At 67.4% G+C, this 22,928-nt stretch carries 20 protein-coding genes, 2 tRNA genes and 1 pseudogene; 19 read left to right on the forward strand and 4 right to left on the reverse strand.

All coding sequences use genetic code 11. The annotated features are described in order from the left end of the window. Positions 1–42: 42 nt before the first annotated feature. From QFZ65_RS08370 to QFZ65_RS08420, 11 genes and pseudogenes are all read left to right on the forward strand, one after another. On the forward strand, positions 43–834 hold the full coding sequence (locus QFZ65_RS08370) for an MBL fold metallo-hydrolase (RefSeq protein ID WP_306909673.1): 792 nt from the start codon (positions 43–45) through the stop codon (positions 832–834). A gap of 76 nt (positions 835–910) precedes the next feature. Then, a complete protein-coding gene (locus tag QFZ65_RS08375; RefSeq protein ID WP_306909674.1) occupies positions 911–1,687 on the forward strand; it encodes a fumarylacetoacetate hydrolase family protein in 777 nt (258 codons plus the stop codon). A gap of 16 nt (positions 1,688–1,703) precedes the next feature. Beyond that, positions 1,704–1,940: a hypothetical protein gene (locus tag QFZ65_RS08380; RefSeq protein ID WP_306909675.1), complete on the forward strand. Its 237-nt coding sequence runs from the start codon at positions 1,704–1,706 to the stop codon at positions 1,938–1,940. Positions 1,941–2,035: 95 nt separating this feature from the next. Next, positions 2,036–3,274, forward strand: a complete 1,239-nt coding sequence (locus QFZ65_RS08385) for a multicopper oxidase domain-containing protein (protein WP_306909676.1) — start codon at positions 2,036–2,038, stop codon at positions 3,272–3,274. A gap of 42 nt (positions 3,275–3,316) precedes the next feature. Further along, positions 3,317–3,835: a hypothetical protein gene (locus QFZ65_RS08390; RefSeq protein WP_306909677.1), complete on the forward strand. Its 519-nt coding sequence runs from the start codon at positions 3,317–3,319 to the stop codon at positions 3,833–3,835. Positions 3,836–3,848: 13 nt separating this feature from the next. Further along, positions 3,849–5,384, forward strand: coding sequence for a glutamate--tRNA ligase (gene gltX / locus QFZ65_RS08395; RefSeq protein ID WP_306909678.1), 1,536 nt, complete (start codon positions 3,849–3,851; stop codon positions 5,382–5,384). Beyond that, complete coding sequence (locus tag QFZ65_RS08400) at positions 5,384–6,145, forward strand: HAD family hydrolase (protein WP_306909679.1); 762 nt, start codon at positions 5,384–5,386, stop codon at positions 6,143–6,145. Before gltX ends, QFZ65_RS08400 begins: the two co-directional genes overlap by 1 nt. A 130-nt stretch (positions 6,146–6,275) precedes the next feature. After that, a tRNA-Gln gene (locus tag QFZ65_RS08405) sits at positions 6,276–6,347 on the forward strand. A 130-nt stretch (positions 6,348–6,477) separates the two neighbouring features. Then, a tRNA-Glu gene (locus tag QFZ65_RS08410) sits at positions 6,478–6,553 on the forward strand. 77 nt (positions 6,554–6,630) lie between these two features. After that, a pseudogene (locus QFZ65_RS08415) lies at positions 6,631–8,414 on the forward strand (dynamin family protein). Further along, entirely contained in the window at positions 8,411–10,036 is a 1,626-nt protein-coding gene (locus QFZ65_RS08420; protein ID WP_306909680.1) for a GTPase, read from the forward strand. Before QFZ65_RS08415 ends, QFZ65_RS08420 begins: the two are co-directional and overlap by 4 nt. Positions 10,037–10,065: 29 nt before the next feature. Here the strand turns inward: QFZ65_RS08420 and QFZ65_RS08425 are convergent, their stop codons facing one another. Together QFZ65_RS08425 and QFZ65_RS08430 are read right to left on the reverse strand one after the other, a co-directional pair. Next, entirely contained in the window at positions 10,066–10,611 is a 546-nt protein-coding gene (locus tag QFZ65_RS08425) for a DUF1697 domain-containing protein (protein WP_306909681.1), read from the reverse strand. Between the two features lie 56 nt (positions 10,612–10,667). Continuing rightward, positions 10,668–11,387, reverse strand: a complete 720-nt coding sequence (locus QFZ65_RS08430) for an IclR family transcriptional regulator (protein WP_306909682.1) — start codon at positions 11,385–11,387, stop codon at positions 10,668–10,670. 127 nt (positions 11,388–11,514) lie between these two features. Between QFZ65_RS08430 and leuC the strand changes: the two genes are divergently transcribed. Together leuC and leuD are read left to right on the forward strand one after the other, a co-directional pair. Next, the gene (gene leuC / locus QFZ65_RS08435) at positions 11,515–12,969 is read left to right on the forward strand and encodes a 3-isopropylmalate dehydratase large subunit (RefSeq protein ID WP_306909683.1); all 1,455 of its coding nucleotides are present in this window, start codon (positions 11,515–11,517) and stop codon (positions 12,967–12,969) included. Between the two features lie 40 nt (positions 12,970–13,009). Then, positions 13,010–13,612 (forward strand): 3-isopropylmalate dehydratase small subunit, encoded by a 603-nt coding sequence (leuD, locus tag QFZ65_RS08440; protein ID WP_306909684.1) that lies wholly within the window; start codon positions 13,010–13,012, stop codon positions 13,610–13,612. Positions 13,613–13,736: 124 nt separating this feature from the next. On the opposite strand, the gene QFZ65_RS08445 is transcribed toward leuD, so the two are convergent. Beyond that, positions 13,737–15,494, reverse strand: a complete 1,758-nt coding sequence (locus tag QFZ65_RS08445; RefSeq protein WP_306909685.1) for an HNH endonuclease signature motif containing protein — start codon at positions 15,492–15,494, stop codon at positions 13,737–13,739. Between the two features lie 445 nt (positions 15,495–15,939). Between QFZ65_RS08445 and murA the strand changes: the two genes are divergently transcribed. The 5 genes from murA (at position 15,940) to QFZ65_RS08470 (ending at position 21,426) form a co-directional block, all read left to right on the forward strand. After that, positions 15,940–17,265, forward strand: coding sequence for a UDP-N-acetylglucosamine 1-carboxyvinyltransferase (murA, locus tag QFZ65_RS08450; RefSeq protein WP_306909686.1), 1,326 nt, complete (start codon positions 15,940–15,942; stop codon positions 17,263–17,265). 10 nt (positions 17,266–17,275) lie between these two features. Further along, on the forward strand, positions 17,276–18,085 hold the full coding sequence (locus tag QFZ65_RS08455; RefSeq protein ID WP_306909687.1) for a 1-acyl-sn-glycerol-3-phosphate acyltransferase: 810 nt from the start codon (positions 17,276–17,278) through the stop codon (positions 18,083–18,085). Next, the gene (locus QFZ65_RS08460) at positions 18,082–19,134 is read left to right on the forward strand and encodes an NAD(P)H-dependent glycerol-3-phosphate dehydrogenase (RefSeq protein WP_306909688.1); all 1,053 of its coding nucleotides are present in this window, start codon (positions 18,082–18,084) and stop codon (positions 19,132–19,134) included. Before QFZ65_RS08455 ends, QFZ65_RS08460 begins: the two co-directional genes overlap by 4 nt. Before the next feature lie 2 nt (positions 19,135–19,136). Beyond that, positions 19,137–20,285: a D-alanine--D-alanine ligase family protein gene (locus QFZ65_RS08465; RefSeq protein WP_306909689.1), complete on the forward strand. Its 1,149-nt coding sequence runs from the start codon at positions 19,137–19,139 to the stop codon at positions 20,283–20,285. A gap of 94 nt (positions 20,286–20,379) precedes the next feature. Next, on the forward strand, positions 20,380–21,426 hold the full coding sequence (locus QFZ65_RS08470; protein ID WP_306909690.1) for an LCP family protein: 1,047 nt from the start codon (positions 20,380–20,382) through the stop codon (positions 21,424–21,426). A 57-nt stretch (positions 21,427–21,483) separates the two neighbouring features. Here the strand turns inward: QFZ65_RS08470 and QFZ65_RS08475 are convergent, their stop codons facing one another. Continuing rightward, positions 21,484–21,990, reverse strand: coding sequence for a DUF3515 domain-containing protein (locus tag QFZ65_RS08475; protein ID WP_306909691.1), 507 nt, complete (start codon positions 21,988–21,990; stop codon positions 21,484–21,486). A gap of 218 nt (positions 21,991–22,208) precedes the next feature. On the opposite strand from QFZ65_RS08475, the gene QFZ65_RS08480 reads away from it, so the two are divergent. Beyond that, complete coding sequence (locus QFZ65_RS08480) at positions 22,209–22,928, forward strand: hypothetical protein (protein WP_306909692.1); 720 nt, start codon at positions 22,209–22,211, stop codon at positions 22,926–22,928.

Below are 22,928 nucleotides of genomic sequence, written 5' to 3' on the forward strand. Positions count from 1 at the left end.
ACTATTGGTGCGGGGCCGCCGTCGTTCTGGGAAGATGGAACGGTGATCCCCGAAGACTCCCGCGACGTTGCCCGCAGCACGGCACTCACGCGCTTCCGGCTTGCCCCGAACCCCGGGCCGATGAGCCTGCATGGCACGAACTCCTACGTGATCGCGGCGCCGGGGGCTGCCGGCACCGTCGTCGTCGATCCGGGACCGACGGACGAGCAGCACCTGCGGGACCTGGCCGGCGCCGGCCGGGTGGAGCTCATCCTCATTACCCACCGGCATGCGGACCACACGGCCGCCGCGGAGCGCTTTGCCGAACTCACCGGCGCCCCCGTCCGTGCAGCCGATCCGTCCCACTGCCACGGCGGCAGCCCGTTGCGGGACGGCGAAGTGATCCACGCCGCCGGGGTGGAGATCAGGGTGCTCGCGACGCCGGGCCACACCTCCGACTCGGTCTGCTTCCACCTCCCCGGCGACGGCGCCCGGGGGTCGGTGCTCACCGGCGACACCATCCTGGGCCTCGGAACGACAGTGCTGGACTATCCCGACGGCACCCTCGGTGACTACCTGTGGTCCCTGGACCGGCTGGAGGAACTGGGCCCGGCGACCGTCCTTCCGGCCCACGGACCCATGTTGCCGGCCCTGGACAAGATTGTCCGCGCGTACCGCGACCACCGCCAGGACCGGCTCGCCCAGATCCGCTCAGCCCTCGCGGAGCTGGGTGCGGGCGCCGAGGTGACGGACGTGGCCGACGCCGTCTACGCCGCCGTCGACCCCGCGGTGCGGCCCGCTGCGGAACTCTCCGTCGCCGCGCAGCTGCACTACCTGCGCAGCGCACCCAACTGACTCGCATTTGGTGTCGCTTTCAGCGCCCAAAACGACGTCACCTGCGACCCGGTTGGGAGACGGTACGCTAGGACCCATGCGTATCGCCCGGTTTGTAGTCGAATCTGATCCCCTCTACGGCATTGTTGAAGGTGAGCCCGGCAGTGAGGAAGTCACTGTAATCCACGGCGATCCCTTCTTCCACGGTGTCGAGCGAACTGCCGTCAAGCACAAGCTGGAAGACGTGCGCCTGCTGGCGCCGATCATTCCGCGCAGCAAGGTGGTCGGCGTCGGACGGAACTTCGTCGAGCACGCCCACGAACTCGGCAACGAAGTCCCCAAGCAGCCGCTGCTTTTCCTGAAGCCGAACACGTCGGTGGTCGGCCCCAATGATCCGATCATCCTGCCGGAGTTCTCGGACGACGTGTCCTTCGAAGCAGAGCTCTGCGTCGTGATCGGCCGGATCTGCAAGGACGTTCCGGAAGACCGCGTCGACGACGTCATTTTCGGCTACACCTGCGGCAACGACCTCACCGCACGCGACGCCCAGAAGACCGACCTGCAATGGGCGCGGGCCAAGGGCTTTGACACGTCCGCGCCGCTGGGCCCGTGGATCGAGACCGAACTCGACACCGAAGACCTGCAGATCCAGGGCAGGTTGAATGGCGAACTGCGCCAGGACGGCAGCACCAGCCAGATGATCCGCGGCGTCCGTGAACTCGTTTCCGTTGTCTCCCACGCGTTCACCCTGCTGCCCGGCGATGTCATCATGACCGGCACGCCCGCAGGTGTGGGGCAGGTCCAGCCCGGCGACCGCTTCGAGGTGGAGATCGAGGGCATCGGCCGCCTCTCCAACCCCGTGGTCCGCCGCTAAGCCGGAAACGGGCTCCATGAACAACGGTGCGTGGCGCCGGCCGCCGGCTAGGTCCTGGCGCCGCAACTCCTTCCTGTTCTATGCCCTCGGGTCTATCGGCACCTTTGCGATGGCTGCGCGTGCCGTCCACTGGCTCGGGGGCCCGCAATGGCTGGCCTTGGCCTTGGTCGGGGCCGGCCTGGCTCTGGCCTGCTATTACCTGACCCGCGCGCTGCTTGGCATGTGGACGAAGCGCGCGGCTGCCCGCCGCTGACGTGCGGCAACAGAAGCCCAGAATATCCAAAGGTCCCACCCCTATCCTTGCCGTGCCGGAACAGCATCTGCGGTCCGGCGGGGCGGGAGGGGTGCATGATGGACAGCCGCGAACGAATGCCGACGCAGTGGCGCAGGGGCCCGCGCTATTGGCCCCGCTGGATCCAGGCGTTGTTCCCCTTGGGAATAGCTGCCGCCTTCGCCATCGTGTTCATCTCCGGATCAGCAACGGCCATCGTACCGGCGGCAGACCATTACGAAACCCAGAAGCGGACCTACTACATAGCCGCGGACGAGGTTGACTGGAACTACGCGCCGGCCGGAATCAACCAGATCACGGGGGAGCCTTTCGATGCGACGGCCGCCGTGTTCACGGAGCGGGGGCCGCAAAGGATCGGCACCACCTATATCAAATCCCTGTACCAGGAATACACCGACGCGACCTTTTCCGCCCGTAAACCGCGCAGCGCCGAGGACCAGCACCTTGGGATGCTCGGACCGGTCATCCGGGCCGTCGTCGGCGACACAATCGAGGTCGTCTTCAAGAACAACCTCGACCGTCCGGCCGCGGTCCACGCGCATGGCCTGTTCTACGACAAGGCCAGCGAGGGCGCCCCGTACGACGACGGCACCTCCCCGGCTGACCGGGCCGACGACGCCGTTGCGCCGGGCGCCGTCTATACCTACAGCTACAAGGTCCCGGACCGTGCCGGCCCCGGTCCGATGGACGGCAGTTCGGTGGTCTGGATGTACCACTCGCATACGGATGAGGTGGGTGACGACTACGCCGGCCTGGTCGGCCCGATGGTCATCACCGAGGCCGACGCCGCGCGCCGGGACGGTACCCCGGACGACGTCGACCGTGAGTTCTTCGTCCAGTTCAAGGTGAGCAACGAGAACGCCAGCCCCTACCTGCAACGCAACATTGACCGGTTTGCAGGGGATCCGGCCAGCGTGAATATCGCTGACAAAGCGTTCGAGGAGAGCAACCTGATGCACTCTGTCAACGGGTATGTCTTCGGCAATTTGCCGCTGGACTCGATGACCATGCGCAAAGGGGAACGCGTGCGGTGGTACTTGATGGGGATGGGTACCGAGGTGGACCTGCATACCCCACACTGGCACGCCAACACCGTGACGGCCCTGGGGATGCGCACCGACGTCGTCAACCTCCTGCCGGCCTCCATGGTGGTGGCCGACATGGCCCCCGATGACCCCGGCACCTGGCTCTTCCACTGCCACGTCAACGACCACATCAGCGCCGGTATGATGGTCCGGTACCGCATCGACGACGGCGACTCAGGCCAGGGCAACGCTCACCCGGGCCATAGCTGAGCTCCCGCCGCCGCCTCGGCGCGTGAGCCGGAAGGTGGATGGGTGACGGCACGGGACTTGCCGAGGGCACGGGTTTATGCGGCGTGGGCGTCAGGCCCGCTGGCCGTCCTGCTCGGCGCGGGAGCCCACGTGCTCGGCGGCGAGGACCTTCCCGGCCTGTGGGTCCTCCTGGCCGTGAGCGCCCTGTTGAGCATGGTTGCGTCCATGCTGGCACGCTTCAGGTTGCCGATATGGGCGCTGCTGCTGGTATCGGGCCTGATCCAGCAGGTTCTGCACCTGATATTCGGCAGTTTCTCCGGGATCGTGGGGAGCGCTCAGACCGGCCACCCGCATGGGGTTGTCATCGGGCTGCCACCCCAGCAGGCCGCGGCCCCGGAGGCCGGGGGCCACCACGCAATCGAACTGATGTTGGACGCACACGTCGCGGCGGCGCTGTTGACGGTGATCGCTGTCACCCAGTGCGGCGTCCTGGCCAAAAGTTTGTCCCGGCTGCGGCCGGCGCCGACCGGGACGGCTTCCCCGCGTTTAGACCGCCGCCGGGGCGTGGCGGGCAGGCGGTAAAGTTGGAGACACTATGACTACTCCTGCCGCGCCCGACGCCGTCCCCAGTTCCGCCCCTGTTGCAGTGACCAGTGAAGTCACCGCCGAGACCCCGGTCCGTGTCCGGTTCTGCCCTTCGCCGACCGGCACGCCGCACGTGGGCCTGATCCGCACGGCCCTCTTCAACTGGGCCCACGCGCGCCACACCAAGGGCACGTTCGTGTTCCGGATCGAGGATACGGATGCCGCGCGCGACTCGGAGGAGAGCTACCAGCAGCTGCTTGAAGCCCTGAAGTGGCTCGGCATCAGCTGGGAAGAGGGCGTTGAGGTGGGCGGCCCGCATGAGCCGTACCGGCAGTCGCAGCGCCTGGACCTCTACAAGGATGTGGTCGCCAAGCTGCTTGACGCCGGCTACGCGTACGAGGCGTACTCCACGCCGGAGGAAGTCGAGGCCCGCCACCGCGCCGCGGGGCGCGACCCGAAACTCGGCTACGACAACTTTGACCGGAACCTTTCGGCCGAGCAGGTCGCCGCGTACAAGGCCGAGGGCCGCCAGCCGGTGCTCCGGATGCGGATGCCGGATGAGGACGTCACCTTCACGGACATGGTCCGCGGCGACATCACCTTCAAGGCCGGCAGCATCCCGGACTACGTGATTGTCCGCGCGGACGGTTCGCCGCTGTACACCCTGGTCAACCCGGTGGACGACGCCCTGATGGGCATCACGCACGTGCTCCGCGGCGAGGACCTGCTCTCCTCCACCCCGCGCCAGGTGGTGCTGATCCGCGCGCTGATGGACATCGGCGTCGCGAGCTACCTGCCCGTCTTCGGGCACCTTCCCTACGTCATGGGCGAGGGCAACAAGAAGCTGTCCAAGCGCGACCCGCAGTCCAACCTGTTCCTGCTCCGGGACCGCGGCTTCATCCCCGAGGGCCTGCTGAACTACCTCTCGCTACTGGGCTGGAGCCTCTCCGCCGACGAGGACATCTTCACGGTCGAGCAGCTGATCGAGCACTTCGATGTCCACGACGTGCTCGCGAACCCGGCCCGCTTCGACATCAAGAAGGCCGAGGCCATCAACGGCACCCACATCCGGATGCTCGCTCCGGAGGATTTCCGCGGCCGCCTCGTGCCGTACCTGCAGGCGGCCGAACTCGTGGGGGAGAGCCTCACGGCCCGCCAGGAGGAGATCCTGGCCGAAGCGGCGCCGCTGATCCAGGAGCGGATCTCGCTGCTCGGGGAAGCCCCCGAAATGCTGGCGTTCCTGTTCAAGGCCGACGACGCGATCGACGTCGCTGACGACGCCCGCAAGGGACTGCCGGAAAACCTGGCGGAGGTCCTCGACGCCGCCCTCGCCGCGCTGCAGCCCATTGAGGACTGGACCGCGGAAACCATCCAGGTTGCCCTGAAGGAAGCGCTCGTGGAAGGCCTCGGCGTCAAGCCGCGGCTCGCCTTCGGGCCGGTCCGCACCGCCGTGTCCGGCCGGCGGATCTCCCCGCCGCTGTTCGAATCCATGGTCATTCTTGGCAAGGATTCCTCACTGGCCCGCCTGCGGGCCTTCCGCGGCTGATGATCGACTCTCCAGCGGTCGGCGGCGGCCTCACGGCGCAGGGCCTGGGCCTGGTCCGCGGGGTCCTGTTCGACATTGACGACACCCTGGTGGACCTCGAATTCGCGATGACGGCCGCCCTGCGGGACGTCAGCGAGCACCTCCTGCCCGACCTGGACCAGGCCGGGTGGGAAAGGTTCGGGCGGATCTTCACGCGCGAGACGACGCATTTCTATGACCGCTACCTTGCGGGCGAGCTGACGTTCAACGAGCAGCGGCTGCTGCGCGGACGGGCGGCCCTCAGCCACTTCGGCGTCGAACTGGAAGACGGCGAGACGGCGCACCACTGGGTCACGTCCTACGCCAGCCGCCAGCACGGCTACATCCGGGCCTTCGACGACGTCCCGCCGCTGCTGGACGCCCTGGACGCGGCCGGCGTCCCGTACGGCGCCGTAAGCAACAACGTCCACGACTACCAGCGGGTCAAGCTGGACGCCGCCGGCCTGCAGCGGATCGGCGTGCTGGTGGGAACGGACACGCTCGGGGTTCCGAAGCCGGATCCGGCCATCTACCTGGAGGGAGTGCGCCGGCTCGGAACCGGCGCGGGGGACACCCTCTACGTCGGCGACAACCGGCTCCTCGACGCGGAGGGCTCGACGGCGGCAGGCCTGCTGGGCGTCTGGCTGGACCGCGGCGGCGAGCCCGCGCCGGACTACGCCGGGCCCAAGGTGAGCTCCCTGCACGAACTCCGCGAGCGGCTCGGACTGCTTCCGCCAGCGTGAGGTAGGGCACTTTCGGGCCGGATCGGGGGAATCGATTTGTGCGACGGAAAACTCTCGGGTAAAGTAATTACTCGTGCTGAGGCGCTGGGAGCGCGGGTTTGAACCCGGCAGAACGGCCCGAAAGTGTCATTGGGATATGGTGTAATTGGCAACACTACGGTTTCTGGTACCGTCATTCTAGGTTCGAGTCCTGGTATCCCAGCTCTGAAAATCCGCGGATTTCCGCGGCGGATCAGGAGTTTCGAAGCGGTTCTGCCGATTTGAAACACTTGCTGAGTGTATGAAACAATCACTCAGTGCGAACGGCAGGAATGCTGTTCCGGAGAGTACACGGCCCCATCGTATAGCGGCCTAGTACGCTGCCCTCTCACGGCGGTAACGCGGGTTCGAATCCCGCTGGGGTCACCATCAGAACGGTCCCGGGCAACAGCCCGGGGCCGTTTTTCGTTGCCCGGATTTGCCGGTTGAACTGGCATGATGATGCTGTGAACTCCCAAGAGACCTCCGGTAACCACGGATATCCGGCACCGCCTGTACGGCCGGCCGGCGCCGTCGGGCTGCTGGAGGCGGTCCGCGGTGCGCTTGCGGAAACGGCCCTGCCCCTGGCCCTGCCCGATGCCGCGCACGCCCGCCAGGACATCCGCAGTGCCCTGGCCCAGCTGGACGACTACATCCTGCCCCGGTACCGCAGCCTGGACGCCCCGCTGCTGGCGGTGGTAGGCGGTTCCACCGGAGCCGGGAAGTCAACGCTCGTCAACGCCCTGGTGGGGCACGCCGTTACCCCCGGGCCGGTGCCATCCGTCCTACGACGCGCCAGCCGATCCTGCTCCACCACCCCGCGGACGGCGCCTGGTTCGAGGACCTGAGGGTGCTGCCCAGCCTCAGCCGGATCCGCGGCACGCTGACGGACAGGCCCCTGCCCGCCAACCAGGCCGGGCCCACTCCCGACGCCGCCGCGATTTCCTCCCTGGTCCTGGTCTCCGACGGCGCGGTGCCGCAGGGCATCGCCCTGCTGGACGCTCCCGACGTCGACTCCATTTCCGATGACAACCGCAAGCTGGCCGGCCAGCTGCTGGCCGCCGCCGACCTGTGGGTGTTCGTCACCACGGCCAACCGTTACGCCGACGCCGTCCCCTGGCGGCTGCTGCTGGACGCAGCATCGCGGGACATCCTTGTGGCCGTGGTGCTGGACCGGGTGCCGGCGGCTGCCGAGGCGGAGGTCCGCACCGACCTTCAAGCCATGCTGGGCCGGGAGGGACTCGGCGACGCCCGGCTGTTCGTGGTGCCCGAAGCGGCCCTGGATGCAATGGGGATGCTCCCGGCCGGCACGGTGGAACCTCTCCGGACCTGGCTCCAGGAGCTTGCCGCGGACGCCGCCGGCCGTGCGGAGATCGCGCGGCGCACCCTGAATGGAACCGTCAAAGCGCTGGGCACGCGGGTCGAAGCGGTGGCGCAGGCCGCCCGTGCGCAGCAGCATGCGGCCGACGTCCTCGCGGCGGATGCCCGTGCGGCGTACCAGGATGCCGTGGGGCGCATCCTCGAGTCGACCCGCGACGGAGCGCTGCTGCGCGGCGAAGTGCTGGCCCGCTGGCAGGACTTCGTTGGCACCGGTGAGTTCTTCCGGGTTATGGAGCAGAACATCGGACGCTTCCGGGACCGGATGGGCGCGTTCTTCCGTGGCGAGCCGGCGCCGGCGGTCCGCGTCGAAACGGCAATTGAAACCGGGCTGCAGGCCGTCATTCTGGATGAGGCCGCCAACGCCGCGGAAGATGTGGACCAACGCTGGCGTTCCGACCCTGCCGGCCGGCAGCTGCTGGGCGCCGACGATCTTTCCGGAACATCGGAGGGCTTCTCTGAGGCCGTGGCGGCAGAGATCCGGGCGTGGCAGGGGAGTCTGATGGAGCTCATCCGAACCGAAGGCGCCGGCAAGCGCAGCCAGGCCCGCTGGCTGTCTTTCGGCATCAACGGCCTCGGTGCGGCCTTGATGATCGTGGTCTTTTCCATGACCGCCGGGCTGACCGGACTCGAGGTCGGCGTCGCCGGCGGCACCGCCGTCGTGGGTCAACGGCTCCTGGAAGCGGTATTCGGGGAGGACGCCGTCCGCCGGCTGGCGCGGACCGCGCGGGCGGATCTGCACCATCGGTGCCAGGCGCTGCTCCAGGACGAGCAGCAGCGGTTCCTGTCCCGGCTGGCCGTCTCCAACACCGTCGCCCCGGATGTCCTGGCAGACCATGCCGCCGCACTGCGCCGGCTGGCGGCCGCCGGATGAGCCGCCACAGCACCGCCCGCGAGGCCTCCCGCCTGGAGCGACGGCTTGAAGCGCTCAACGATGCTCTGGGGCTGGCCGCGGGCGCGCTTCCGGAGGAAACCCTGGAGGAAGCGTGCCATGTCATCGACCGAGCGGGCTCGCGGAGGTCGCTGTCCGCCGAGCACACGGTGGTGGGCTTCTTCGGCGCCACGGGAAGCGGAAAGTCCTCCCTCTTCAACGCGGTGAGTGGAGCGGAAATTGCGACGGCCGCAGCCCGCAGGCCCACGACCTCCGAACCGCTTGCCGGTATCTGGGGAGCCGACGGCAGCGAGCCGCTGCTTGACTGGCTCGACGTCCGGAACCGGCACCACGCAGCGCCCGTCGCAGGATTTGCCGATGAAGGCACGGGCCTCATCCTGCTGGACCTGCCTGATTTCGACTCCACCAGGGCGGCGAACCGCGAGATCGTGCAACGGATGGTGGGACTCGTCGACGTGCTCGTCTGGGTGCTCGATCCGCAGAAGTACGCCGACGCCGCGGTGCACAACGATTTCCTGGCGCCCCTCGCCACGCACGGCGCCGTCACCCTTGTGGTGCTCAACCAGATCGACCGGCTGCCTGACCACGAGGTGCGGCCAGTGCTGGAATCACTGCAAGGCATCCTGGCACGCGACGGACTGGGCAAGGTCCAGGTCCTTGGCGCCTCCGCTGTGGCCGGCACCGGCGTGGACAAGGTGCGGGCTGCCATCCGCTCGGTGGCCGTGCAGCGCCAGGCGCTCTCCCAGCGCCTCGCCGCGGACGTCACCCGGGCGGCGGCCCGGGTGGAGGAGGCCTCCGGTGCGGGGGAACCGGCAGGCATCAAGCCGGCCTCCCGGGCGCGGCTGACACAGGAGCTGGCCATCGCGGCCAACGTCCCGCTGGTTGTCGACGCCGTGGTCCGCTCCTACCGGCAAGAGGCCGCCCGGCGGACCGGCTGGCCGGTGACCCGCTGGCTGGTCCGGTTCCGGCCCGATCCGCTGAGGCGGCTCAACCTCCGCCGTGACGGCGCCCGCCCGGAGCTCAACCGGACCTCACTGCCGCCAGCAGGGGCACCGGAGCGGGCGCGGACGGACGCCGCTGTCCGGGAGTTCGCGGATGCTGCGTCCGACGGAGCACCGGGCCCCTGGCGCGCGGTTCTCCGCGGCGCCGCCCGCGAAGGCCGGGAGCAGCTTCCGGACGCCCTGGACCAGGCCATCGCGTCGACGGACCTCAAGGCAGGCCGGAAGTCCTGGTGGTGGACCGTGTTCAACGTGATCCAGTGGCTGGCTTTGCTGACGGCGCTGGGCGGCTTCGCCTGGCTGGGTGTCCTGGCCGCACTGGGTTATCTGCAATTGCCCGTTCCGGCCGTGCCCATTGTGGAGGGGTGGCCGGTCCCCACGGTCATGATTGCGGGGGGAGCGCTCCTGGGCGTGGTCCTGGCGGTCGCGGCAAAATTCATTGCGGGTGCGGCGGCGCGGGCCCGTGGAGCGGCGGCCAGGAGACGGCTCAAAACCGCCGTGGAGTCCGTCGCTGACCGACTTATCGTGGATCCGGTGGAGGCCGAGCTGGGCAGGCTGCGTTCCTTCCGGCGGGCGCTGACGGAGGCCGGCCGGCAGGGGAACTAGTACGGGGATGTCCTATGACCGGCCCACTTCTAGGACCGGGCCAGGCCCTCGGCAGCCTCGCGGACTTTGATCATGGTGCGCAGGTTCCGGGTGGTGGTGGCGGACTTGTACTTCGGTTTTGCGGAGAGTTTGCTGAACGGGCTGTCCAGCGTGCCGCCGGCGGGGGCAAGCCATGCCAGGGCTTCCGGCCCCAGACGGGTGAGTTCCGTCCCGTCCAAGGCGGTGCCGGCGTCGTAGAGTTCCGTAAGGGCGGCTGGATCCGAGGCGAGCGTTACGTAGGTGTGGGTGGAAGCGTCATCCGCGGGGTAGGGGCAGGCCGCCACCAGTTCCGCCACCCGGTCTGCCTTCAGGACCACTACCCACGCGTCGTAGCCGAAGGTTTCCCGGAGGCAGGCCTCGAATTCGGCTTTCACCTCCGCCTGCGGAAGCTCACTGGCCAATACGACGTTGCCGCTGGCAAGGAGCGTCTTGATGCCTGAAAAGGGCCGGGTCTTCAAAGCGTCCTTGAGCTCGGCCATCTTGATGTTGATCCCGCCCACGTTAATGCCGCGGAGGAACACCGCATAGCTGTTCATGCGCACAGCCTATGCGCTTGGCCGTGCGGCCCGCCCCGCACCTTGCCGTGTGCCGGTCAGTCGTTGGTCTTGCGCAGCGCATCCGTGAGGACACGGGCGGCGTTGCAGACAACCTCGGCGTGCAGCCGTCCGGGCTGGCGGGTCAGGCGCTCGATCGGTCCCGAGATGGACACGGCCGCGATGACGCGGCCGGACGGGCCGCGGACCGGGGCGGAGACGGAGGCGACCCCCGGCTCGCGTTCGCCGAGGCTCTGTCCCCAGCCCCGGCGTCGGACTCCGGCTAGGACGGTGGGGGTGAAGCGGGCGGCCTGCAGCCCCTCCAGGAGGCGGTCATGGTCTTCCCAGGCGAGGAGCACCTGGGCGGCCGAGCCCGCCTTCATGGACAGCTGCGTGCCGACCGGAATGGTGTCGCGCAGCCCGATGGGACGTTCGGCTGAGGCCACACAGATGCGCCAGTCGCCCTGGCGGCGGAAGATCTGCGCGCTTTCGCCGGTGGCATCCCGGAGCTGCATCAGCACGGGACCGGCCGAGGCGATCAGGCGGTCCTCGCCGGCCGCGGAGGCGAGCTCCACAAGGCGGCTGCCGAGGACGAACCGGCCCTGGATGTCGCGGCTGACCAGCCGGTGATGGACCAGCGCCAGGGCGAGCCGGTGCACTGTGGGCCGGGCAAGCCCGGTGGCAGCAACGAGCTGCGCCAAAGTGGTGGGGCCGGCCTCCAGCGCGTCAAGCACATGGGCCGCTTTATCGATGACACCGACGCCGCTAGAATTGTCCATGTGATGATATTGCCGTCTCATTATCTGAGATGCAAGTCGGTGCGCTGGCGTTGCGCGGGGCACTGCTGATTGTGTGGACACAACAGTAAACATTCGTCGTTAAACACCGCAGTGAAGGGAGAAGGCCGTGGCAAAGACACTGGCCGAGAAAGTATGGGACGCGCACGTGGTGCGTAAGGGGGATGGCGAAGGCGCCAACGCCCAGCCCGACCTTCTCTTCATCGACCTTCACCTGGTGCACGAGGTGACGTCGCCGCAGGCATTCGAGGGCCTGCGCCTGGCCGGGCGCAAGCTCCGCCGGCCGGACCTCACAATTGCCACCGAGGACCACAACACGCCCACGGTGGACATCGATAAGCCTATCGCGGACCTGACCAGCCGGACCCAGATCCAGACCCTGCGCAACAACTGCGAGGAGTTCGGCGTGCGCCTGCATTCCCTGGGCGACGCCGAGCAGGGAATCGTCCATGTGGTGGGACCGCAGCTGGGCCTCACCCAGCCGGGCATGACGGTGGTCTGCGGTGACTCGCACACCTCGACGCACGGCGCGTTCGGTGCGCTCGCCATGGGCATCGGCACCTCCGAGGTGGAGCATGTCATGGCCACCCAAACGCTGTCCCTGAAGCCGTTCAAGACCATGGCGATCAACGTCGAGGGCACGTTACGTCCGGGAGTTTCCGCCAAGGACATCATCCTGGCGGTCATCGCCAAGATCGGCACCGGCGGAGGCCAGGGCTACGTGCTGGAATACCGCGGCTCCGCGATCCGTGCGCTGTCCATGGAAGCCCGGATGACGATCTGCAACATGTCCATCGAGGCGGGTGCCCGGGCTGGTCTCGTCGCGCCGGACCAGACCACGTACGACTACATGTACGGCCGCCCCCACGCACCGCACGGCGCCGAATGGGACGCCGCGGTCGAGTACTGGAACACGTTGCGCACCGACGACGACGCCACCTTCGACGTCGAGGTGGACCTCGACGCTGACACTCTGGAACCGTTTGTGACCTGGGGGACCAACCCCGGGCAGGGCGTGTCCCTGTCCGCGAAGGTGCCCTCGCCGGAGGACTTCGGCGACGAGAACGCCAAGGCTGCCGCGGAACGCGCGCTGCAGTACATGGGCCTTGAGGCAGGTACTCCGATGAAGGAGATCCGGGTGGACACTGTCTTCCTGGGCTCCTGCACCAACTCCCGGATGGAGGACCTCCGGGCAGCCGCCGACATCATCCGCGGCCGCAGCAAGGACCCGCATGTGCGGATGCTCGTGGTTCCCGGTTCCGCCCGGGTCCGCCTTGAGGCAGAAGCTGAGGGCCTGGACCGAGTGTTCAAGGACTTCGGAGCCGAATGGCGTTTCGCCGGTTGCTCGATGTGCCTGGGAATGAACCCGGACCAGCTGGAGGTGGGGGAGCGCTGCGCCTCGACGTCGAACCGCAACTTCGAAGGCCGCCAGGGCAAGGGCGGACGCACGCACCTGGTTTCGCCGGTAGTGGCCGCAGCCACGGCTGTCCGCGGAACCCTGAGCTCGCCGTCGGACCTGGACCCCGCTCCGGAATCCGCCGCCGTCCGCATCGACGCAGCGTAGCTGCCACAGCCTCGATCCCTCCAGCCCCAAAGGATCCGCCATGGAAAAGTTCACCACCCACACCGGGATCGGCGTACCGTTGCGCCAGAGCAACGTCGATACCGACCAGATCATCCCGGCCGTCTACCTCAAGCGCATCACGCGCTCCGGTTTTGAGGACGCCCTGTTCGCCGCGTGGCGCAAGGACCTGGCCTTCATCCTGAACCAGGAGCCCTTCAGTGCCGGCTCCGTCCTTGTCGCCGGACCGGACTTCGGGACGGGGTCTTCTCGGGAACATGCCGTCTGGGCCCTGAAGGATTACGGCTTCAAGACCGTGCTGTCTTCACGCTTTGCGGACATCTTCCGCGGCAACTCCGGCAAACAGGGGCTGCTGGCCGCCGAACTGGCCCAGGACGACATTGAGCTCATCTGGAAGGAGCTCGAAAACGCTCCCGGCAGCCAGGTCACGGTGGACCTCGTGTCCAAGACCGTCGAGTGCGGCAACATCGTGGCTCCCTTCGAAATCGACGACTACACGCGGTGGCGCCTGCTTGAGGGCCTCGACGACATCGGGCTGACCCTCCAGCACGAGGAGGACATCACCGCCTACGAGGCGACGAGGCCCGCCTTCAAGCCGAAGACCCTGCCGGCCAAACTCTCCTGAGGTGCGGGTTGGGCTGAGCCCGGCCCGACTCTGCCGCTAAGTGCCGCCGTCGAAACCGACGGCGGCACTTTTGTGCTTTGGGGCATTTCGCACGTTCGAATGCTCCGACGGGTGCGCTGCCATTTCAGGCCGCCGGTTGCGCTAGGTGGCGTAGACGTTTTCGTGCTTTTGCCCGATGCCGCTGTCCCTTCCGGTGGAATGCCGCGGCGACATCAGACAGGTCGTGCAGGTCGTGCAAGTCGTGCAGGTCGTGCGAGATAGCCGGCTCCTGGGTCGCGGGCGTTCGCTCGGTCATACCCCCTCTGCCCGGCGCTGTGCCGTTCAGCCGCGTTCCACTCAGCGACACGCTGGGTAGGGGTGGCGCGGTGGAGTGGTATTTGTGGCCGGTGGGGGTGGTGACTTCGAGGGTGTGCCGCTGCCCGGGTTCGTTCGGGTTGGCGGGTCCGGGTCGGGGGCGGCTTGTCCAGCCGGGGATTTCCTTGGTGTGGTTGCAGGCTTCGCAGAGGCCGGCTCCGTTGGCCGCGGTGGTTGGTCCTCCTTCGGCCCAGGGGAGGATGTGGTCCATGTGCCGGATCGGGGCGTCGCAGTACGGGGTGCGGCAGGTGTCATCCCTGGCTTGGAGGAAGCGGCGGAGTCCGGCGGGGAAGAGTCGGGCGCGGGAGTCCATCGCGACGAGGTCTCCGGTGCCGGGCGCGGTGTAAAGCCGCCTGAGCCAGGTCTGCAGGGCCGGGTCGGGGTCCGCTAGAGTGCCGGGGCTCCTCGTGCCTGCGCCGGCGCTTTCTGTGTCGGTACTCCCGGCGTCCGGACCTCCGGCGCACGGACCTCCGTTGCCCTGACGTCCGGTGCCCTGGCGTTTGGTGCCGTGGGCGGTGCCTTCGCCTTTGATCAGCTTCCGGGCCCAGCCGGCGGGGACGATGCCGTAGCCGGGGAGCCTGGCGGGTTCGCTGTCGCCCTGGAGGAGGGTGCGGTCGGTCATCACGAGCTGGATCTCGATGCCGCTGATCCCGCCGGGGGTGCCGGTGGTCCGTTCGACCAGGGCATCGGACATCAGCTGGCCCCGGGTGCGGGGGTCCCCGGCGGCGCGGGCGGTGTCGGCGTGCCGGGTCAGGGCTGCGTAGACGGCGACGCCTTCGGCGACCGGCAGCTGGGCGGTCAGGTAGCACATGGTGTCCGGTGCCGGGCGGAGGCTGACGTGCCGCTCGGTAGCGGCGTGGCTGGCCCGTTCAGTGACGGAGCGGGGGTCCCGGCGGTAGGCGGCGGCGCGGGCCGCGGCGATGATGGCGCGGTCCCCGGCGCCGGTGAAGGTGCCGGTGTCGGCGGCGAGCTCCTCGTCCACAGCAGTCCGGTCGGCGGCGGGCAGGCAGGCGGTTTCGCGCACGATCAGGGTGGCGTGCCATTCGCTGAGCTGCCCGGTCTCGAGCGCGGCGAGGGTGTGCGGCATCTCGGTCACGAGGGCCTTCGCGAGGCCCAGGTGCCGGGAGCCGCGGGCCGGCGATTCGCGCCGGGCGAGCGCGATCTGCGCCGCGACCCCGGCCCCGAGCTCGGCTTCGGGGACGCCCGCCGCGCGCTGGGCGCGCCGCTGGACCTGGTCAAAGGCGACCGCGATCCTCGCTTGCCGCGCAGTGATGGCGGACTTCTGGTCCTCGAGTTTCCGGAGCTCATCAATCAACGCTGCCCCGTCATCGCCCAACGCCGCTTCATCAACGCCGCGGCTGTCCGGTCCGCCGTCAAGGCCGGCGGGGCCGTCGTCCTCAGGAAGCGAAGGGCTGGCGCTAGCGAGCAGGCGGGCGGCATCAGCAGTTGCTGCGCCGCTTCCAGCGCCGCGGCGTTCAAGGTTGCCGCCAGCTGCTCGAACCACTTCGGGCTCTCGATTGCCGTCCATAAATTTATTCTTCCGGGTGGGTGCGACAAAATAGTCACGTTCATCGAAGGTGCCGGCGACTCCCGAGCGAGGCTGGCGGGCTCCCAAACGAGGGTGCCGCCAATGTCGTCGATTGAGGCCGCCGCGGCTGAGGCCGCCGTCGCCGCGGCAACCACCGGCAGCCCCGTGTGTTCCATCCGACAAACTCCAGCCGCCGCCGCTTCTGCAGCTGCGGTTGTCGAACACCCGCGGACCCGGCGGTCACCGCCAGTTTCGGTATCACCGCAGGTCAGCCGCGCGCCCCAGCACGTCCCACCGTTGATGTGACACGGCGATGGCGCCGCTGGCCTCTGCCTGCGACGCCGCGCCAGGGCGAGCGACATTTCAGATCGGTAACGCAAGCTCCTATGCTTAGCAGGAGCCTTTGTAAGGACTTGGGGGCGAGTAGTCGTGAGGAAACCGGTAAATGAGTAGTGTTCTGACAATCCGCGGAGGCGTCCCGCTGACTGGCCGCGTCACCGTCCGCGGGGCCAAGAATCTTGTCCCCAAGGCGATGGTGGCCGCCCTGCTGGGCAACGAGCCTTCCGTGCTCCGCAACGTGCCTGAAATCAAGGATGTTGAGGTTGTCACCAGCCTGCTCCAGCTCCACGGTGTCACCGTGGACAAGGACCCGGTTACGGGGGACCTGACCCTCGATCCGAAGGGTGCCAAGACGGCGTCCAGCACGGCAATTGATGCCCACGCCGGTGACTCCCGCATTCCGATCCTGCTGTGCGGGCCCCTGATCCACGCCATCGGCGAGGCCTTCATTCCCGATCTCGGCGGCTGCAAGATCGGTGACCGCCCGATCGACTACCACCTGAACGTGCTTCGCCAGTTCGGTGCCGTGGTGGAAAAACGTCCCGGCGGCATCCACATCTCGGCGCCCGGCGGACTCAAGGGCGCCAAGATTGCGCTGCCCTACCCCTCCGTGGGCGCCACCGAACAGGTGCTCCTGAGCGCCACCCGCGCAGAGGGCATCACTGAACTCTCGGGTGCCGCCACTGAACCCGAGATCGTGGACCTCATCGCCGTGCTGCAGAAGATGGGCGCCATTATCAGCGTCCAGACGGACCGCACCATCCGGATCGAAGGCGTCCGGGACCTCGGCGGCTACAACCACCGCGCGCTCTCGGACCGCAACGAGTCTGCCTCCTGGGCGTCCGCTGCCTTGGTGACCCGCGGCGACATCTTCGTCGAAGGTGCCAGCCAGCGCGACATGATGACCTTCCTCAACACCTACCGCAAGGTGGGCGGGGGCATGGACATCCAGGACGACGGCATCCGCTTCTACCACCGTGGTGGCAAGCTCAACCCGCTGGTACTTGAAACGGACGTGCACCCGGGCTTCATGACCGACTGGCAGCAGCCATTGATTGTGGCCCTGACCCAGGCGGACGGCGTGTCGATCGTCCACGAGACTGTCTACGAGAACCGGTTCGGCTTCACAGAGGCGCTGATCCGGATGGGAGCCAACATCCAAGTGCACCGGGAATGCCTGGGCAGCGTCCCGTGCCGCTTTGGCCAGCGAAACTTTTTGCACTCGGCCGTCATCTCCGGCCCCACCCAGCTCAAGGGCACCGACATCGACGTGCCCGACCTGCGCGGAGGCTTCAGCCACTTGATCGCTGCCCTCGCGGCTACCGGCACCTCCCGCGTTACCGGCATCGACATCATCAACCGGGGCTACGAGCGCTTTACCGAGAAGCTTGCAGGGCTCGGCGCCGACTTCGACATCACCTCCGCCGAGTAGCGCCGGACCTGTGAAGGAACCGGCAAAGAGCCACATCACCTTCGTCATTACCGCCGGGATCGTCCGGCCCGTGATGAATGTCCTGATGCGGAAGAAATGGGAAGGCCTCGAGAAGCTCCCGGCAGGGGGCTTCATCGCCGTGCCCAACCACACCACCGAAATCGATCCGCTCGTGTTCGGGCACATGCTCTACAACCAGAAGCGGATGCCGCGCTTCCTGGCCAAGTCCGGGCTCTTCAAAGTCCCGGTCCTGGGGGCTGTTTTGCGCAACACCAAGCAGATCCCGGTGGAACGGTCGTCGTCGGGCGCCAACCGCTCGTTGCAGATTGCCAAGGAAGTTGTTGATGAGGGCGGCGCGATCATCATCTATCCCGAGGGAACGCTGACCCGCGACCCGGAGTTGTGGCCGATGAAGGGCCACACCGGAGCCGCGCGGATGGCGCTGGAGAGCGGTATCCCCGTGGTGCCGATGGCCCATTGGGGTGCCCACGAGGTCTTCCCCCGCTACGCCAAGCGGATGCACCTCTTTCCGAGGAAGACGTCCCGCGTGATCGTCGGTGAACCGGTGGATCTGAGTGCCTTCGCCGGGCGCCCGTTGGACAGGGCGACTTTGTCCGAGGCAACGAACGTCATCATGGATGCCATCACCGAGTTGGTCGCCACACTTCGCGGAGAAAAGCCGCCGGCTGTACGCTGGGATCCGTCCGCGCACAACCAGTCCACGCACGGCCGCTTCGTCGAACGCGGCGAGGCCGGTCCGCGCCAGGCTGCCCGTGATGGCGGCGCATCAGACGAGAATATTGGGGACAGCACCGAATGACGGTTAATCTTGAGCCAGCAACATCCGCCAGAACTGTTGCCGTCCTCGGCGCCGGTTCCTGGGGGACAACCTTCGCGAAGGTCGTCGCTGATGCCGCCATAGCGTCCGGCGACGAACGCCGGATCCGCATCTGGGGCCGGCGCGCCGAAGTGGTGGAACAAATCAATACGCTGCACAAGAACGAGCAGTACCTCAAGGACATCGTCCTGCCGTCCAGCATCACCGCATCGACCGACGTCGCAGAGGTTTTCGACGGCGCCGAGCTGGTCATTCTCGCCGTTCCGGCCCAGACCCTGAGGCCGCAGCTGCGGGAATGGAAGCACCTCCTGGCTCCCGGGGCCTTTGTCGTGTCCCTCATGAAGGGGCTCGAGCTGCACTCCGATGCCCGCATGAGCGAGGTCATCTGCGAGGAACTGGAGATCGGACCTGAGCGGGTTGCCGTCGTCTCCGGCCCCAATCTGGCCATGGAGATTGCCCGGGAGGAACCCACGGCCTCGGTGGTGGCGTGCTCCGATTCCGAGGCCGCCGGCTGGATCGCCCGCAGCTGCACGGCACCGTACTTCCGCCCGTACACCACCACCGACGTGATCGGCGTCGAAATCGGCGGAATCGTCAAGAACGTCATCGCCCTGGCTGTCGGGATCTGCGAAGGCAAGCGGATGGGCGACAACACCAAGGCCTCCGTCATTACCCGCGGCCTGGCCGAAACCTCCCGCCTGACGCTTGCCCTGGGCGGGGAAGCCCGCACCATGGCCGGGCTCGCCGGGCTGGGCGACCTCGTGGCAACCTGCTCCTCGCCGCTGTCCCGGAACCATACAGCCGGCCGGCTGCTGGGCAAGGGCCTCACCCTCGAGCAGGTCACTGCCGAGATGAACCAGACGGCTGAAGGCATCAAGTCCAGCCAGGCGGTTCATGAGCTTGCCGGAAAGCTCGACGTCGAGATGCCCATCACGGCCGCCGTCGTCGCCGTTCTGGCCGGAAAACTGTCCGTCGATGAACTGGGGCCGCTGCTGCTGTCCCGGGACCTGAAACCCGAAGGCGATTACTGAAAGTGTCGGAAGAAAACCTGAGCACTGAGGGGCGCACTGCCCGGTCACGACCACGGGTGGCGGTGCTGTTCGGCGGACGCTCCAGCGAGCATGCGGTGAGTTGCGTGACCGCGGCGGGCGTCCTCGGCGCGATCGACCAGACCAAGTACGAGGTCATCCCCATCGGCATCGCCAAGACCGGCCAATGGGTCCTGGTTTCGGGCGACACGCAGGAGTGGTCGCTGTCAGCGTCCTTGCTGCCCGAAGTAGCCCCCTCGGAACAGACCGTGGCGCTGGCCGAGATCGGCGGCGAACATCAACTGATTGTCGCCTCCCCGAACGAGGTTCCCCAGGAACTGGGTTCCGTGGACGTGGTCTTCCCGCTGCTTCACGGGCCGTTCGGTGAGGACGGCACCATCCAGGGGCTGCTGGAGCTCTCCGACACGCGTTACGTCGGCGCCGGGGTCCTCGCGTCCGCCGTCGGGATGGACAAGCACTTCATGAAGGTGGTGTTTGAATCCGCCGGACTTCGGGTGGGACCCTACATCGCCGTGACCGACCGGCAGTGGCGCACCGATCCTGAGATGGTCCGCAAGCGGGTGGACCAGCTCGGCTTCCCGGTGTTCGTGAAGCCGGCCCGTGCCGGATCCTCCATGGGCATTTCCAAGGTGGATTCCCTGGACGGCCTGGACGCGGCCATCGAGGCCGCCCGCGAGCACGATCCCAAGCTCGTCATCGAGGCAGGCATCGTGGGGCGCGAGATCGAATGCGCCGTCCTGGAGGGCCGGGGGACCGAGCCTCCACGTACGTCAATGCCCGGCGAGATCTCCGTGGCTGGCGGCGGTCACGAGTTCTATGACTTCAACGCCAAATACGTGGAGGACGACGCCGCCGCGCTCAGTTGCCCGGCCGACCTCCCCGAAGAGGCCATCACCCGCGTCCGCGAACTCGCCGCCGTCGCCTTCGATTCCGTCGGCGCTGAAGGACTCAGCCGGGTCGACTTTTTCTACACCCCCGACGGCGAACTCATCATCAACGAGATCAACACCATGCCCGGCTTCACGCCCAAGAGCATGTACCCGCAGATGTGGAAGGCCTCCGGCCTCGGCTACGCGGAACTGATCGATGAGCTGATCTACCTGGCCCTGCACCGCAGGACCGGACTGCGGTAACACTGCCCCTATCCGCCCGATTTCCTCCGTCGGCCGGACTCATTATGTCCGCGGTTAGCACTGTCCGCCGGCTTCACACTTTGGGATAGAACACATGGCTTTTGACACCGAGCAGCAAACCGTAGGCGGCGGCGAGCCGCAGAACAACCGGAAACGGCACACCGGCCGCAATGTGCTGCTGGGGTTCGTGGCGTTCTTCCTCGTGGCCGCCTCCGTGGCCGGCGTGTTCGCCTACAACCTCGCCCACAGCTTCGATTCCAAGGCGCAGAAGATCGACAACGCCTTTCCCGAGGAATCGACGCGGCCTGAAGCAGCAGAGGCGAAGGGCGCCACCAATATGCTGCTGCTGGGAAGCGACAGCCGGGCGGCGAGCGTGGATGACGCGGCGGCAGGCGGTCCGAGCGACCAGCGTTCAGACGCCATGATGTGGGTCCACATTCCGGCGGACCGGAAGGGCATCTACATCATGTCCATCATGCGCGACACCTGGGTTGATATCCCGGGGCACGGCGAGTCCAAAATGAACTCCGCCATGGCCTACGGCGGCATACCCCTGACCGTTCAGACACTGGAGGGCATGTTCGATACCCGCCTCGACAACGTGGCGATTATCGACTTCGAGGGTTTCAAAGCCATGACCGACGCCCTGGGCGGCGTCGAAGTCAATGTTCCTGTTGCCTTCAACACCAAGCAGTTCTCGTTTCCCGCGGGCAAGCAGCAGCTGACGGGGGAGCAGGCCCTGGCCTTCGTCCGTGAACGCAAGGCATTCAACGACGGCGACTACCAGCGCGTCAAGAACCAGCAGGTGTTCCTGAAGGCCATTCTGTCCCGGTTCCTTACGGCCGAAACCCTCACCAACCCCGGGACCATCAGCAAACTGGTCGACACGGTTTCGCCGTACGTCAGCGTCGACTCATCGCTGGACGCCGGAAAAGCCGCGGGCCTCGCCGTTGGGCTCCGCGACGTCAGGGCGTCGGATGTCACGAGCTTCACCTTGCCGACGCGGGGGATCGGGACCTCGTCCGACGGTCAGTCGATAGTGCTCCGGGACGACGCTGCGATTGCTGAAATCCGGGATGCCCTGAAGAACGACACTCTCGGCGCGTATCTGCAGAAGTCCGGCGCAGCCTCCAAGCCGTAGGCCTTACAGCGGGGCGGGGCGGGCCGGCCTTGAGCCGGCCCGCCCAGCACCTGGCGGCTACTTGCTGGTCGGAAGGTTCTGCAGGTCTTCCTGGCCCACACAGCCGCGGGTGGCCTTGATCTTTGACGCCGGGGCGGACAGGTCCGCCAGGACGGTTGCCGAACTGATCTTGTCCGGGTCCATCAGGATCTCGGTGGCCGGTTCACGTCCGAAGGTGGTCAGCGTCCACACCGGATCGCCTTCCTTGATAACCCAGTCGACGCCGTTCACCGTGACGCAGCGGTCGGTGGTGGGCCCCGGGACGTTGACGCCGCAGCGCAGGATGACCAACGAGGGATCCCCCCAGGCGGCCGTTCCCTGGCTGTTGGTCTTACGCAGCTTGGCTTCGCCGATGGTGTCCGGCAGCGCGACCATCATGGGGGCACAGGCAGCGTCCGCGCTGTTCTTCGCCGGAGTGACGTCCACAACCGGCGCGCAGGCGGTAAGTGCGGCGGCGGAGGCCGCTGCTATCGCCAAAAGTCGGAGCGGACGTGCGGAAGCCAAAGCGCGGAACGGGTGCATCATTCCAGCCTATCCCGGTCAGCGCGGCCGGTCCGACCCCCGGCCAGGAGGTCGATCTTACACAAGCTGCGACGAATCCCGAAGGGGAATCTTGGGCAGTTTGGACTCATCCGGTAGAATTGGAAGATCGTGCATTCTGGGGCACTGCCGACAGCGAGGTCAGCTCTGGCCGGAATCTGTGTACGGTCGGGATCATCTCGCACAAGGGGGAGGCACTATCCATGGCAGAACGTAGCCGCACGGCACGGTCAGCGCGCGCCGGAATGCTGGCGTTGGCAATGGGCCTGGCCCTTGTTGGTCCCGTCACCTCCGCCCACGCCGACAGGCCAGTAATTCCCCCAGTCCCCACCTTTGCGACCTCCTCGCCCTCCCCATCTCCCACCGCGACCGGCAGCGAGACGGGCGAGGCGACCGGCAGCGAGACGGGCGAGGCGACCGGTGGTGCGGGCGATGTGCCCGGTAGCGGTGCGGGCGATGTGCCCGATGGCAACGACACCCCTTCGGTTCCGGCGCCCGTAGAAGCGCCCGCCGCTCCCTCCGAACCGCCCGCCGAAACGGTCCCGCCCGTCACACCGGTGGCTCCCGTCGCACCTTCCGAAACCCCCGCAGCCGTGGTGCCTCCTGTGGTTGTACCGACCTTTACACCCGCTTCGCCGAGCGACGTCGTGGCACCCGCCGATGCTTCCGCAGAGGTTGACGAGGCTCCTGCTCCGGCCGCGGAGCCTGCTCCGGCACCTGTCGCCGCCGCTGCGGCCGCTGCCATCCCCGGACAGTCCCCGGCCGTGATGAAGACCCAAGTCAAGGCGGCGGTGGCTGTTGCCACCGGCAGCTCGCTCGGCGTGCAGCTGATCACCGTGCTCGTCCTGCTCACCTTAGGCCTAATTTACTTCCGTTTCCTTGCCGGGAAAGCCCCCGGCTATACCGCCAGGGCCAGTAAGTAA

Source organism: Arthrobacter sp. B3I9 (genome assembly GCF_030816935.1).
Lineage (GTDB): Bacteria > Actinomycetota > Actinomycetes > Actinomycetales > Micrococcaceae > Arthrobacter.

Coding starts and splice junctions, on each gene's coding strand:
- QFZ65_RS08375 (WP_306909674.1), top strand. CDS start 911: ATGCGTATCGCCCGGTTTGTAGTCGAATCTGATCCCCTCTACGGCATT.
- QFZ65_RS08380 (WP_306909675.1), top strand. CDS start 1,704: ATGAACAACGGTGCGTGGCGCCGGCCGCCGGCTAGGTCCTGGCGCCGC.
- QFZ65_RS08385 (WP_306909676.1), top strand. CDS start 2,036: ATGATGGACAGCCGCGAACGAATGCCGACGCAGTGGCGCAGGGGCCCG.
- gltX (WP_306909678.1), top strand. CDS start 3,849: ATGACTACTCCTGCCGCGCCCGACGCCGTCCCCAGTTCCGCCCCTGTT.
- QFZ65_RS08400 (WP_306909679.1), top strand. CDS start 5,384: ATGATCGACTCTCCAGCGGTCGGCGGCGGCCTCACGGCGCAGGGCCTG.
- QFZ65_RS08420 (WP_306909680.1), top strand. CDS start 8,411: ATGAGCCGCCACAGCACCGCCCGCGAGGCCTCCCGCCTGGAGCGACGG.
- QFZ65_RS08425 (WP_306909681.1), bottom strand. CDS start 10,611: ATGAACAGCTATGCGGTGTTCCTCCGCGGCATTAACGTGGGCGGGATC.
- QFZ65_RS08430 (WP_306909682.1), bottom strand. CDS start 11,387: ATGGACAATTCTAGCGGCGTCGGTGTCATCGATAAAGCGGCCCATGTG.
- leuD (WP_306909684.1), top strand. CDS start 13,010: ATGGAAAAGTTCACCACCCACACCGGGATCGGCGTACCGTTGCGCCAG.
- QFZ65_RS08445 (WP_306909685.1), bottom strand. CDS start 15,494: ATGGACGGCAATCGAGAGCCCGAAGTGGTTCGAGCAGCTGGCGGCAAC.
- murA (WP_306909686.1), top strand. CDS start 15,940: ATGAGTAGTGTTCTGACAATCCGCGGAGGCGTCCCGCTGACTGGCCGC.
- QFZ65_RS08460 (WP_306909688.1), top strand. CDS start 18,082: ATGACGGTTAATCTTGAGCCAGCAACATCCGCCAGAACTGTTGCCGTC.
- QFZ65_RS08470 (WP_306909690.1), top strand. CDS start 20,380: ATGGCTTTTGACACCGAGCAGCAAACCGTAGGCGGCGGCGAGCCGCAG.
- QFZ65_RS08475 (WP_306909691.1), bottom strand. CDS start 21,990: ATGATGCACCCGTTCCGCGCTTTGGCTTCCGCACGTCCGCTCCGACTT.
- QFZ65_RS08480 (WP_306909692.1), top strand. CDS start 22,209: ATGGCAGAACGTAGCCGCACGGCACGGTCAGCGCGCGCCGGAATGCTG.